The sequence below is a fragment of the Synechococcus sp. Nb3U1 genome (assembly GCF_021533835.1).
Taxonomy (GTDB): Bacteria; Cyanobacteriota; Cyanobacteriia; order Thermostichales; family Thermostichaceae; genus Thermostichus.
Genome location: NZ_JAKFYQ010000001.1, coordinates 1275117 through 1287286, shown reverse-complemented (window position 1 = coordinate 1287286; position 12170 = coordinate 1275117). Strand labels below are relative to the sequence as shown.

At 55.6% G+C, this 12170-nt stretch carries 12 protein-coding genes; 3 read left to right on the top strand and 9 right to left on the bottom strand.

The features are described from left to right. The first annotated feature begins 4 nt into the window (after positions 1–4). Entirely contained in the window at positions 5–628 is a 624-nt protein-coding gene (locus L1047_RS05925; RefSeq protein WP_235277951.1) for a ParA family protein, read from the top strand. After that, the gene (locus L1047_RS05920; RefSeq protein WP_235277950.1) at positions 625–924 is read left to right on the top strand and encodes a hypothetical protein; all 300 of its coding nucleotides are present in this window, start codon (positions 625–627) and stop codon (positions 922–924) included. Before L1047_RS05925 ends, L1047_RS05920 begins: the two co-directional genes overlap by 4 nt. 37 nt (positions 925–961) lie before the next feature. Here the strand turns inward: L1047_RS05920 and L1047_RS05915 are convergent, their stop codons facing one another. After that, entirely contained in the window at positions 962–1099 is a 138-nt protein-coding gene (locus tag L1047_RS05915) for a hypothetical protein (protein WP_235277949.1), read from the bottom strand. Between the two features lie 210 nt (positions 1100–1309). After that, positions 1310–1678 carry a YccF domain-containing protein gene (locus L1047_RS05910; protein ID WP_235277948.1) on the bottom strand — a complete coding sequence of 123 codons (369 nt, stop codon included), beginning with the start codon at positions 1676–1678 and terminating at the stop codon, positions 1310–1312. Positions 1679–2105: 427 nt separating this feature from the next. Between L1047_RS05910 and L1047_RS05905 the strand changes: the two genes are divergently transcribed. Next, positions 2106–3107, top strand: coding sequence for a LysR family transcriptional regulator (locus tag L1047_RS05905; protein WP_235277947.1), 1002 nt, complete (start codon positions 2106–2108; stop codon positions 3105–3107). Here the strand turns inward: L1047_RS05905 and L1047_RS05900 are convergent. The 7 genes from L1047_RS05900 to psbU form a co-directional block, all read right to left on the bottom strand. Then, positions 3008–5617, bottom strand: coding sequence for a glycosyltransferase family 39 protein (locus tag L1047_RS05900; RefSeq protein ID WP_235277946.1), 2610 nt, complete (start codon positions 5615–5617; stop codon positions 3008–3010). The genes L1047_RS05905 and L1047_RS05900 overlap by 100 nt on opposite strands. A gap of 74 nt (positions 5618–5691) precedes the next feature. Next, the gene (locus tag L1047_RS05895; protein ID WP_235277945.1) at positions 5692–7398 is read right to left on the bottom strand and encodes a SulP family inorganic anion transporter; all 1707 of its coding nucleotides are present in this window, start codon (positions 7396–7398) and stop codon (positions 5692–5694) included. A 146-nt stretch (positions 7399–7544) separates the two neighbouring features. After that, positions 7545–8633, bottom strand: a complete 1089-nt coding sequence (locus tag L1047_RS05890) for a mechanosensitive ion channel family protein (protein WP_235277944.1) — start codon at positions 8631–8633, stop codon at positions 7545–7547. Between the two features lie 207 nt (positions 8634–8840). Continuing rightward, positions 8841–9698, bottom strand: a complete 858-nt coding sequence (locus tag L1047_RS05885) for an alpha/beta hydrolase (protein ID WP_235277943.1) — start codon at positions 9696–9698, stop codon at positions 8841–8843. A gap of 51 nt (positions 9699–9749) precedes the next feature. Beyond that, positions 9750–10334, bottom strand: coding sequence for a CPBP family intramembrane glutamic endopeptidase (locus L1047_RS05880; protein ID WP_235277942.1), 585 nt, complete (start codon positions 10332–10334; stop codon positions 9750–9752). Between the two features lie 67 nt (positions 10335–10401). Next, the gene (csaB, locus tag L1047_RS05875; RefSeq protein ID WP_235277941.1) at positions 10402–11487 is read right to left on the bottom strand and encodes a polysaccharide pyruvyl transferase CsaB; all 1086 of its coding nucleotides are present in this window, start codon (positions 11485–11487) and stop codon (positions 10402–10404) included. Positions 11488–11691: 204 nt separating this feature from the next. Then, entirely contained in the window at positions 11692–12060 is a 369-nt protein-coding gene (psbU, locus tag L1047_RS05870; RefSeq protein ID WP_235277940.1) for a photosystem II complex extrinsic protein PsbU, read from the bottom strand. Positions 12061–12170: the final 110 nt, after the last annotated feature.

The window sequence follows — 12170 nt, the reverse complement described above, 5'->3', positions numbered from 1 at the left end:
CCCGATGAATATTGCGGTCTTAGGATTTAAAGGGGGTGTGGGCAAAACCACCACGGCGGTGCATTTGGCCCTCTACCTCCAGCAGGAAAAAGGTGCGCCAGAGTCCGGCACGCCACAAATGACGTTGCTGATCGATGCGGATCGGAATCGCTCGGCCTCTCGCTGGGCGGAACGGGGATCCCACTTTCCCATCAAAGTGCTGGCTGGGGACTCCACCACACCGACACCCACGGGTTTCCACCATACGGTGATCGATACCCCAGCCCGCCCTACCCCCGAACAGTTGCGCGCCCTGGCCCAGCGATGTGACCTGTTGGTCTTGCCCTGTTCCCCCGATGCCTTGGCCTTGGATGCCCTGATGCTGACCACCGATGCGCTCCAGCGCTTAGGGGCAAAGCACTACCGGGTTTTGCTCACCCTGATTCCTCCCTGGCCCAACCGGGATGGGGCCGAGGCCCGCAGTTTTTTGAAACAGGCTGGGATCCCCCTCTACCAAAATTCCATCCGCCGCACGGTGGCCTTTCAACGGGCTGCCCTCGAGGGGGTTTGTATTAACGAGATCCCAGAAGCTAGAGCTAAGCAAGCCTGGTCAGATTATGTCGCTGTGGGTGGGGAGATCCTGTCATGAGCAAGTTTGAGCGCCTCTTGGATATACAACCGGAAGGGATCCCTTCTCGTCCTGCCCCGAAAAAGTTAAGCGCCCAAGCCTATAAAATTCCCGACAACAACACTCTTGCCCCCGAGCCACCGGAGCCTCCCGAACCTCTTCGCCCCCCCAAGCCCAACAGCTCTGAGTACATCAAACTTACCGCGTATATTCCCAAAGACACCCACCGCGCCGTCAAACGAATTCTGTTGGAATCGGATCAAGATCTCTCAGAGCTGATTGAGGCATTGCTAACCCAGTGGCTGCGCTCGCAGTAGCCCTCATGGGCCAATAAAATTCTGAACATGAAAAGCTTTAGTCCAGACAAATGACCGGCCCATCTGCGGCACATTGTTCTCCCAGCCATTCTTCCTGGGGATCCGACTGGGCAAAGGGCATTACCGCCAACAACCCCAACATACTGGCCACCACTGCGATCCAGATGATACGCATGGCCTTCCTCCTCCTGCAACGTCCTGCAATGGTTTTAGTCTCTCGCTCCCCGCTCAAACCGTCGGTGATGGGATCCCCTAGCTGAGGGTGATTCAGATCACAGTCAACTCCTCTCAGTCCAATTCTTGCGGCTTTGCCAGGGAAGTTCGAGCAGATTGAATGTTTTAGAAACACTCTTCAATAAATCCACAAACAAGTCCACACAATTCCTCAGCGGAGATCCCGACCAAAGGGCAACAACGACAGGATGATCAACTTCATATGCTGCTTGGCAAACGGGATCCCGATAATGGTGACTGCCAAAATCAAGGCCCAAAATAGATGGTTCAGCACCAAGGGCCAGCCGAACAGCAACAGCCAGATCACGTTGAAGATCAGCAGCAACGGGCTATTGGCATCGGGATACTCCACCACCTCTCGACCGAAGGGGGTGAGCACCGCGAATCCCAGCTTGATACTCTGCCAACCAAAAGGAATGCCAATGATCGTCAGGCAAAGACTTAATCCCCCCAAGATATAACCCAGAGCCGTTAGAAAGCCCCCGAAGATCAACCAGATGATGTTGCCAATTAAGCTCATGGTTAAACCCTCCCCTATCGAGAACAGACAGCTGGACTTGGGTGAAGAAATAGCCCTCCTACAGCCTTTTCCGACTTCACACAGGCCCTTGAGCTAGGCAAAAAACCTTACGGAGCAAGGGATTGACCTGAATCTGCTTATCAGGTCTGTATCAGGTAACGCTGGAAAAGGCTGTATAGCCAGACTTTCTTACCCTAGCCTGCCTTTGTGAAAATCTGGGGAATGTTGCCAAGACCTAAATAAGGCTGGCCTATGCACCGGGGGATCCTGAGACTGGAACCTAAGAGACATCAAGATAAATAATTAAATAACTATATAACTATAATTCTATGTATCTTCTTTGATGCCCCAAGGCGTGAAGCATGGATCAAGACATAGATTTCAGTCTATGATAAATGAGTAAAACTTAGGTATTTCCTGATTCCTAATGAAGGCCATCACCCTGCATCAACTGCAAATCTTTGAGGTGGCTGCCCGTCATCTCAGCTTTACCCGTGCTGCCGAAGAGCTGTATCTGACCCAGCCCACTATCTCTATGCAGATCAAGCAACTGAGTAAGGCAGTAGGGCTGCCTTTGTTTGAACAGGTGGGCAAGCGGCTCTACTTGACCGAGGCCGGACAGGCCTTACACCAAACCTGTGGCAAGATTTTTGAGCAGCTGGATCAATTTGAGATGACCCTTGCGGATCTAAAGGGCCTGAAACAAGGGCGCCTCAGCATCGGGGTTGTCACCACCGCCAAATACTTTATTCCACGTTTGTTAGGGCCTTTTTGCCAGCAGTACCCCGGCATCGATGTGGCCCTCAAGGTGATTAATCGTCAGCAGGTTCTGGATCGCATCGCCCACAACATGGACGACCTCTACGTCATGGGGATGCCGCCGGAAGATCTTGATGTTGTGGCTCGCCCATTTCTAGAAAATCCGTTGATGGTGATGGCCCCGATTCATCATCCTCTGGTGGGAGAGAAGAGGATCCCCTTAGAACGCATCGCCCAAGAGCCTTTTTTAGCCCGCGAACCCGGATCTGGCACTCGAATGGCGGTGCAGCGGCTGTTTGACAAGCACAACCTGACGCTAAATATCCGGATGGAATTGGGTAGCAGCGAAGCGATTCGCCAAGGCATTGTCGGCGGGCTAGGCATTTCCGTTTTGTCTCAGCATGTGTTGGCCCTGGGCGGTTGGCAACATCATTTGGCGATTTTGGATGTGGAGGAGTTTCCCATCTACGGCTCCTGGTATTTGGTTTACCTGCGCTCAAAACGTCTTTCTGTAGTTGCCGGGGCCTTCGCCGATTTTCTCCTGTCCGAAGTTTCTCAGATGGAAATTTCTCAGATGGAGCTGGATGTACCGCGCCAAGGCGCTGCTGATGCGAACGATGGCAAAAGAGAGCAAACCCAAGCTAAGGTCAGCTCCGGATCTCCTGCTTGACACAATGGCTGCACCAAATACACCAATTCCGCTTGTAATCCTGCCCAGCCCTCAACCTTATGGGTAAAGAGCACCCGCAAAAACGCCAGATAAGCCCGTGCCCAATTATCCTCAGGATCCAACTCTACAATCTGTTGAAAGTGAGCCTGGGCGGAGTCTGGTTGTAGGAGCGCCACCAGCATCAACCCCTGTTGGTAGTGGCTTTGAATTTGCCGGGCTAAATCCCCTCGCTGGGTGGCCCGTTGCCATTCTCCCTGCAACAACTTGCCGGTCAGGGCGCGATCGGGATCCGTCAGAAAAGTCGGGTACTGCAGGGTTGTCCAGGCATTCAGGTAGAGGGATAACCCCTCCAAATTGCCATGGGCAGCCGCATCAGCAGCCGATCGCAGCGGAATGAGGGGATCCCGTAACCATTGGGATCCCTTGGTCAATGTGCCCTGGATTCCTCCCGGCCAAGGCTGGCTCCGATGTTGCCAGATCCCTTGCGGCGGTTGCCAGGTGAGGTGCAAAGTCCCATTCCCAGAGGCTTCTGTGGGCAAGGTGAAAATCTCATTCACAGCCCAAGTGCCCACTTGGTTCGGTTGCAGACGAGTTTGCCCCAGCACCCAAGCTCCTTCAGCCAAAACTTGCCCTTCTTCATCCTCCAGTTCTGCCCACACCAGCGTTTGCGCCAAATCCCTTGCTGAGCCTTGCCAGTGCAATTGCCAAGCCGGGATCCCCAAATCGAGCCGGGGGAGGATCTGCTTCAGTTCCACCTCCACCGCCCCGTCGGGCAGATCCTGGAGCTTCACCCGTTCCAATCTGGAAAGATAGGTTCGCACGTTACCCACAGAGGGGAGATGCACAAGCGGCTCGGCACGCCACTCCGGGCTCTGGTTCAGGCTATGGCGAATTTGGGCTTTGGCCGGGCCGTAGGGGCCGATGATCCCCATCTCTCCTTCAGCATCGACAAACCCATCCAGCAACGACAGCTCCAGCTCTGGCCAAGGGGTTTGTCCGGCAGCGCGAAAAGTCAGGGGCCAGTTGTGCAGACTGGCCAGATAGGTGAGGGTTTCAGGGGAGATGAGTTCTGTATTAGGAAGAACCCCCAGGGTAGTGGTTAGCCCCGGCTGCACCAAAGACCTGATCCAATCCGTCAGCTCTTGCTCGGGGTGCTGCCCCTGCCATTGCATCTGTATCCCCGTCCACAAGGGAGCAACCCCCGGCGTCAAGGGTTGCCCAAAGCTCCACAAAGCCAGGGATCCCAACCCCAGCCCAAACCAAGGCCAGGCTCGATGCAGACGCTGGCACAGGGGTGAAGCGTGTGAGCGCTCCTGTAACCATTGCCCAGCCTGCTGGATCCCGCCCGCCGAGAGCACCGCCAGTAGAGGCAACAGAGGTAAGGTGAAGCGAACATCTTTAATATCCACCAGTGTGTAAAGCAAGTAGCCCGACCCATAGGTGGCCCATAGCGCCGCCACCCCCTGATGGCGCCAGCGGTGCCTTGGCGCATGGCGTTTGGCTCCTGAGGGAGATCCTAAGGCAGCAGCCCTGAAGAAAGCTTTTACAGAACTGCTCAATGCTCTCACCCCCAGAGAGGGATTCCATCCCCAAGGCCACAGCGTCAACAGCGGTAACCCACATAAAACCGGGCCCATCTGTTGTGGCAACAGGCGCAGGTAACTTGTCCACCAACACAGGGATCCGGCGGCACAGGTGATGTAGTAGTGGGCGGTGCTGGTATAGCCAAACCCATTGCTGAGCACAAACAGCCAATTGGCTCCGTACCAAGGCCAGCAGAGCAGCAGCGTTACCCCCATACCCAGTCCCATTTCTGCCAAAGGGATCCCTGTGGGCCGGAGCCTGACGCACCCTCTATGCCACCCTTTCCCCTTTCGCCCCCTCAGCAAAGCTCGACCCACCAACGCCCCCAAGGGGAGTACCAAAAACAACACCCCCGTCCACTTCGTCAACAGCACCGCCGCCACCGCCGCCCCTACCCCTACCCCCGCCTTCCAGGAAGGATCCTGCCAGTAACTGAGCATTGCCCAAAAGGCCAGTGTCACGGTCAACACCAGCACCAGCTCCAACATATACACGTGGGCTAGAGAGGTGATCCCCGGATACAGGAGCAGCAACCCTGCCCCCAGCCAACCGATCCCCCTCGAGGAATAGGCCCGCCAGCCGATTCGCTGCGTCACTCCAGCCAGGATCCCCAACGCCAGCAGGTTGAGCAACTGCCCATCCGCCCGACTGAAGGGATGCCATACTGCCAACGGGATCCCCAACCAATAGGTCAACGGCGGGTAGCGCTGGTTCAAGTGCAAAAATTGATCCCACCAGAGGGGATCCCAGCGAAAGCGCTGCAAATGAGCACCAAAGGCTTGTGCCTGCAACAGATGTTGAGCCTCATCCCAAGCGGGGGGGATCGGATCGGTCACATTCCAAATCACCAGCAGGAGCAAAGGCAGCCCAGCCAGCAGGGCCAACAGCCCCGACGGGATCCGGATTGCCTGCGGCTCTTCATTCATCTTTATTTAAATTTATTCAAAATTCAAAGACCCTCACCCAGGGAACCCCTACCAAATCCATCCGAAGCTCCCGCTCAAACCAATGGACTAGGCTGCAGCTGTAACCCCAACTGCGTGACCGCCTCCGCGAGAGCCAACTCACGGCTGTCCACAAACCGCTCTGCCGAAATGGGCAGGTGCAAGTTTTCCAAACGCTGCCGGATTCGTCCCTTGGCTCCGACGATCCACACCTGCTTACGCTGATCCAGGGCATCTCGGATGGCATTTTCCAACGATAGCGTTGCTGATACACCCAGCATCGGCACATCCGACAAATCCAGCACCAAGGCCTGACAGGAGGCGACCGCTTGATGTTGCCGGGAAATGGCTTGTGAAACCCCGAAGATCATCGGCCCACTCAGGTAAAAGAGCAGCACCTGACCCTGGGCCTGCCGCAGCAACGTTTTCTCCTGCGGAGTGAGCTCAACCGCATCATCCGCATCGGTAATAGCCTTCACCTCTTCCGAGTGGATTTCGCTCAGGCGTTGAATGGTGAGCAAATTGGCTACAAATACCCCTACACCCACCGCTGCGATCAAGTCCACGAACACCGTCATGAACATCACCCCGTACATGATCGCCGCCCCCTTGAGGGAAAGCCGATGGGCCCGCTTCAGGAAGCTCCAATCGAGAATATCCACCCCCACCTTGAGGGCAATCCCCGCCAACACCGCCATCGGGATCCCTTGGGTGAGGGGAGCCGCAAACAACACCACCATCAACAGGATCCCGGCTCGGGTCATACCAGACAAAGGGGTACGTCCGCCAGACTGGATATTCACCACCGTACCCATGGTTGCTCCAGCTCCCGGCAACCCCCCCAGCAAACCGGAGACGATATTGGCGATCCCTTGCCCAATCAGCTCTTGATCCGAGTCGTGGCGGGTGCGGGTCAGGTTATCGGCAATCACTGCCGTCAGCAAGGTGTCGATGCAGCCCAGCATCCCCAGCACTACCCCATCTAGAACCAAGCTGGCAAAAGAAGATAGGGGCAACCGCGGCCATTGCAACTGCGGCAAACTGGTGGGAATGGGGCCAATCCGGCGCAAATCCAGATCGGCCATGAACAGGCTGGCAACTAGGGTTCCCACCAACAGGGCCACCAACTGCGGCGGCACGACTCGTCGCCAAGGCTTGGGGTAAAAAAAGAGGATCCCGATCGTCAGTAGCCCCAACCCCAGTTCCGGCCCCTTGAGGTTGAGCAGATACTCCGGCAGGTTCTGCACCGCCCCGATCACCCCTCCCCGATTGACATGGCCCAAAATGGGCGGGATCTGCAACAAAATCATGATCCAGCCGATCCCCGACATGAAGCCGGAGATAACGCTGTAGGGCATGAGGGTGATGTATTTCCCCAGCTTTAGAGCCCCAAACAACAGTTGAAACAGCCCCCCCAGCATCACCACCGTGAAGGCCAGCCCTAACCCCTGATCCGGATAGCGAGCCATCACATTGGCGATCACCGCCGTCATCATCACCGTCATCGGCCCGGTGGGCTCCGAGATTAGGGTGGGGGTGCCGCCAAACAGGGCCGCAAAAAAGCCAACACACACTGCCCCATACAGCCCCGCCACCGGCCCCGCCCCAGATGCTACCCCGAAGGCCAGAGCCATCGGCAGCGAGACAATTGCGGTTGTCAGCCCGCCAAAGAGATCCCCGCGCCAGTTGTCCAAGCTCAGACGCCGACGCCAATACAAAAATTTCCCGCCATCAGACTGTTGTTCTTTCGCTTGGCTCAACATGCCCAGAAATCCATAAGCACTATCGGCAGATTACCATTGAATAATGCCGAAATATCATGTTAAACCAATAGATTTTTATCTATCATTTTCTTCAGAAATCCCCACTTGGATCGGAGGCATGGGGCTTAACTGATCTCAAGTAGCGATTAAGTAGCGTTGGGGAGAGCAGCCTGCTGCTGGAGATTCAAGTAAAGTAACTGAGTTGGGTAAGCAAATTCAATGCCCCGTTCCTGGAAGGCTTGCTTCAGGGCGAGGTTGATGCGTTCCTGCACATCCATATAGAGGTTAAAGTCGGGGCTGAGCACATAGTAGACCACCTCGTAGTTAAGGCTGAAATCTCCGTAGGCGGCAAAGTGGGCGCGATCAAACTGGGCGTTGGCCTCGGCATCGATGATCTGTTTCACCAGTTGCGGGATCTCCTGCAGCTTTTCGGAGGGAGTTTTATAGGCGACGCTAAAGCCAAACACCACTCGTCGTCGTTGCATGCGTTTGTAGTTGCGAATTCGGGATCCCGTCATGTCGGTATTGGCTATAATGATCTGTTCACCACTGAGGCTGCGTAGGCGGGTGGTTTTGATGCCGATGTATTCGACAGATCCCATAAAGTCGCCTAAAATGACAAAGTCGCCGATCTCGAAGGGCCGATCCATCAAAATTGAGAAGTAGCTGAACAGATCCTGCAAAACCCCTTGGGCTGCCAAGGCAATGGCTATGCCCCCAATGCCTAAGCTGGCCACCAGTGCCGCCACATCAAAACCCAGGTTGTCCAGCAAAAACAACACCCCGATCAGGCTAAACACCACTCGAATCATCGGGGAGAGCAACAACAGACTTTGCTCGGTGGTGGCATCGCCTTTTTTGCTAGTTAGGTAAATGCGCAGGCCATATTCGACGCTGGCACTCAGGAGGTTAATACCAAAATAGGTAGCAATGATGGTGGCCAGAATATCCAGGGTCTGGCGCAGGACGGTGGCCAAGTTCAGGCTGCTCAAACAGACGTAAACCAAGCCCAGATAGAGCAGCGGGATCAAGTAGCGCTCCACCAAACGAACGGGGGTATCGAGCGGGATCCCGTTTAACTTGGAGAGCCAGCCCGCCAAGGTTTGCAAAACCAAGCCCCGCAATAGCGTACGAATGACAAAGACCCCGGCCGCAAAGATGAACAAGACCAGGAGGTAGTTCCACAAGGGGTTGCCCAGCAGCTCAACCCCGAAAATATCCTGCAAGGAGATCATCTTGAACACCGCTTGAGATCGACAAAACAAGGGAGAAATCCCAGGAGGCGCTCAGGAATACAGGACAAAAACGTTGCTTGCTGTGCATCGATAGCAGCCGCTTCTGCAGAACCAGCATCCCCAAAGGATCTAACCGGGATCCCTTTTGCCTCCGGTAAACAGGCAAAATAGAACCATTATACCATTGTGTTAATCGCTACCTAGTTGCTATCTCAGTGGAGTAGCTTTTCGATAGGGATCCACGAGCTCGTCTACAAATTGGTGCAAGATGCTGTAGTAGTCATCCCCGGCCACCTGCAGCAGATCGTTGTGGTTGGCCCCCTCAATGGGGATGAGGCGTTTCGGATCCCGTGCTGCTCGGTAGAGGGTTTGGGCATGCCAGAAGGGGATCAGGCCATCGTCGGTGCCGTGCAAAATCAGGAGGGGACATTCGATCTTGGGAATCCGACTCAAATTATCAAAGCGGTCGAAGGGCAGCAATGGAATGCGCGTCAACACCCGAAAGGTTGTCACAAAAGTAGATTCCAGGATCACCCCCCCAACGGGCTTTTGGGCCGCCAAATAAACCGATGGCCCACCCCCGACCGAGCGCCCGTAGACGAGGATCTGCTCCGGTGGGATCCCTTGCCGAATCAAGTAGGCATAGGCTGCTTCAATATCCAGGTAGACCCCTGCTTCGGAAGGAGTCCCTTCGCTGGTGCCATAGCCGCGATAGTCGTAGGCCAAAACTCCAAACCCCTGTCGCTGCAGGCTGAGCATGCGGGGGAAAATATCGCCCAAATCTTCCGCATTGCCGTGGCTGTAGAGCAGGGTATAAGTGGCAGCGGGATTGAGCAGATACACTGCAGAAATCGACACACCGTCGCGGGTGGTCAGCTTGAGAATTTGCTCCCCATCTTGGTAACTAGAGGGCCGGGGCAGAAAGATCATCCGTTCCGACCAGAACCATCCCAACCAGATCAGGTAGCCATACACCACTAACCCGATCAAGATTAGGGAGCGTCCGACTCTAATCCAGGAGAAGGATCCCCACAGCAGTTGACGCAGCCAAGGACGGGACGGCATGAACTCTATCACTCCTCCCAAAAGGGCAAAGCAGAAGCGGTGGAAGGCAGCCTACCGTTCAGAGGTGTATTGACGATATTTCCACCACAGAGCGGCAGACCAGTTGGTCAGGATATGAGCAACAATGGTGACCAACAAGTTTCCTGACAGCCACAACCCTACCCCCAGCAGGATCCCAACCCCACTAGCCCAGAGGGCATAAGGCCACCCCCGCCATTCCAGCAAATGCAATAGTCCGAACAAAAGACTGCTGCAGAGGATCCCGCCCGCCCAACCCAAGGGGCCAGCAACCCACACCGAAACCAAAACGCCCCGGAACAACCATTCCTCGCTCCAGCCCGGCAACAGGCCCAGCCAAAATACGTCCCCCCACTGCAAAGGATCTACAATTAACTGCAAGTAGGTGCGGGCAGCCTGGCGATAGTCAGGCCAGAGGCGGTAAACTATCTCGCTCATCAGCACCACGCCAAAGCCTAACCCCACACCCCAGAGCAGCGCCAGCGGATCCCAAAAAAATGGGATGGGTACGGATCCCAGCCAACTCCACAGACCGGCTAGGAGTGCTAGGCATCCACTGGTGGCTACCATCGCGCTCAGAACTTGTTCGCGGGTGAGAGGATGAATTTGCGAGGTCATGCGATAAGTTCTCTGAACTTTGCCTTCTTTCAGGGTAAAGCGGCTCTCTGAAGGGATCCAAACAAGGCTACTCCCAACTCAACTGCTGTCGGAGCCATTCGCCGTGTTGAGCCGACCGTTGCACCCACGTTTCAATCTCTGCAGAGCTCAGAGCCGGCCCATTTTCGTAGCAGGTCAGCCAAGCCTGGTGAAGAGTTTCTGGATCGGTCGGGATCTCCTGCAAATCCCAGCCGGGCATCCCCAGGTCTTGCAACAGGGTTTTCACCTTTGGATCGTAGCTAAGACCAAAGCAACGACAGCCCTCTGCAGCTGCCATTACTAACCCGTGGTAGCGCATTGTGATCGCCAGCCGCGCCCCTTGAAAACTCCCCTTGAGCAGACAGGGATCCCGAATGTCCAAGATCTGACTATGGCCAGGCATTCGCTGTTGCAAATCCTGAGCCAAGCGATAATCCGCCCCCAACTCTGGGGATCCCTGAGGGGCCAGTTGCAAGGGAATGAAGAGAAGATAAGCCCCAGTAGAAACCTGCAGTTGCATCAACCCCTGGCCCAGAGATTCGATGCGGGCCGGAGTCAGTTGAGGGTGCTGACGCAGGACCACGGCAATGCGGGGCTGTGGCCATGCCTCCCACTCGGGTAAGGTTTTCGACTTCAGCCCCCAAACCGGATCCGGGGCAACTTGGTGAGGGATCCCCCAATGTTCCAGTAAGTCTGAGGCGATCCTATCCCGCACACTAATAGCTGTACAGCCCGCCAAGGAGCGCCGTGCCAAATTGCGAATCCAAGCTCGATCCAACGGGCCGATCCCTTGGGCCCAAGCGAAGGTTTTCTGCCGCAGTTGCTGAGCTAAGCCCATCACCCCCAGGTAGTAGAGAGGGCTACGCCAACTGGTGCGGTCCTGTAAGAGGCTACCCCCACCCCAAACAAAAGCCTCGGCTTCCCGTAAACAACGCTGTAAAGCCAACCCGTTAAAGCGAGGGCAAGCCAATACCGGGTAGCTAGCTGCCGTTTGGGCTGGCTGACGAGAGAGCACCACCGGCTGCACGGGGTTGGGCAACTGCTGGAGCTCCTGAATCAGGGCCAACAGCAACGCTTCATCGCCACCGTTGCCGTAGCCATAATAGCCACAGATCAGCACCCGTGGCAGTTTCATGTAGCCCATTCGGGTAGGTGAAGTTGCACAAGAACTCCGAGACAACAGGAGCTAGAGCTCAATCGAAGGCTAACGGAATGAGGCAATCGGCTCGGATGGGTCTCGGTGGACAGTTTCAAACGTTGTCATAGGCCACACTTCCCCCTTAATCGGTAAGGAGGTCGTCAAAACAAGCCGATTCCCCCAGTGGCTTTTGGCTGCGGATCAACCGTAGTAGCCTTGGTTGATGCGGTTTTCCAATTGGTTGGCCCCCTCCTGATACTCGCCGATGACGAAGTTTTCCGCATTGGCCTTGATCAAGGCTTTTTGCTCCTCCGTCAGACCTGGGATCCGCAGAATATCTTCCAGGCTATCGTAGGGCGCATTTTGCACCAGTGTCCGGGCCAAGTTAGGGTAGAAGCCCGGCAGCTGGCGATAGTTGCGCAAGATGGTGTTGTTCACATCAATCGGGGCATCCAGGTGCTTCACGGCGGGTAGTTCCGCAGCATGAGCGGCAACCGTGATCCCCAAGGGGGTCAAGCAAAGGCACAGGACTAGCAGAACGCGAACTAGGGCGGACAGCAGGAAACGCATAACACCACTTCTCCGAACAGGGTTCAAAACTCTCATCTGATTGGGCGATAACATCCTCCGACCATTTAGTGTCTCATCCCCCCTACCCCGAATCGAGGGCTGAGGCCGGA

Excerpts from the sequence above, each read along its gene's own strand:
- L1047_RS05890 (WP_235277944.1), bottom strand. The coding sequence starts at position 8,633 with ATGATCTCCTTGCAGGATATTTTCGGGGTTGAGCTGCTGGGCAACCCC.
- csaB (WP_235277941.1), bottom strand. The coding sequence starts at position 11,487 with ATGAAACTGCCACGGGTGCTGATCTGTGGCTATTATGGCTACGGCAAC.
- L1047_RS05915 (WP_235277949.1), bottom strand. The coding sequence starts at position 1,099 with ATGCGTATCATCTGGATCGCAGTGGTGGCCAGTATGTTGGGGTTGTTG.
- L1047_RS05910 (WP_235277948.1), bottom strand. The coding sequence starts at position 1,678 with ATGAGCTTAATTGGCAACATCATCTGGTTGATCTTCGGGGGCTTTCTA.
- L1047_RS05920 (WP_235277950.1), top strand. The coding sequence starts at position 625 with ATGAGCAAGTTTGAGCGCCTCTTGGATATACAACCGGAAGGGATCCCT.
- L1047_RS05925 (WP_235277951.1), top strand. The coding sequence starts at position 5 with ATGAATATTGCGGTCTTAGGATTTAAAGGGGGTGTGGGCAAAACCACC.
- L1047_RS05885 (WP_235277943.1), bottom strand. The coding sequence starts at position 9,698 with ATGCCGTCCCGTCCTTGGCTGCGTCAACTGCTGTGGGGATCCTTCTCC.
- L1047_RS05905 (WP_235277947.1), top strand. The coding sequence starts at position 2,106 with ATGAAGGCCATCACCCTGCATCAACTGCAAATCTTTGAGGTGGCTGCC.
- psbU (WP_235277940.1), bottom strand. The coding sequence starts at position 12,060 with ATGCGTTTCCTGCTGTCCGCCCTAGTTCGCGTTCTGCTAGTCCTGTGC.
- L1047_RS05895 (WP_235277945.1), bottom strand. The coding sequence starts at position 7,398 with ATGTTGAGCCAAGCGAAAGAACAACAGTCTGATGGCGGGAAATTTTTG.
- L1047_RS05880 (WP_235277942.1), bottom strand. The coding sequence starts at position 10,334 with ATGACCTCGCAAATTCATCCTCTCACCCGCGAACAAGTTCTGAGCGCG.
- L1047_RS05900 (WP_235277946.1), bottom strand. The coding sequence starts at position 5,617 with ATGAATGAAGAGCCGCAGGCAATCCGGATCCCGTCGGGGCTGTTGGCC.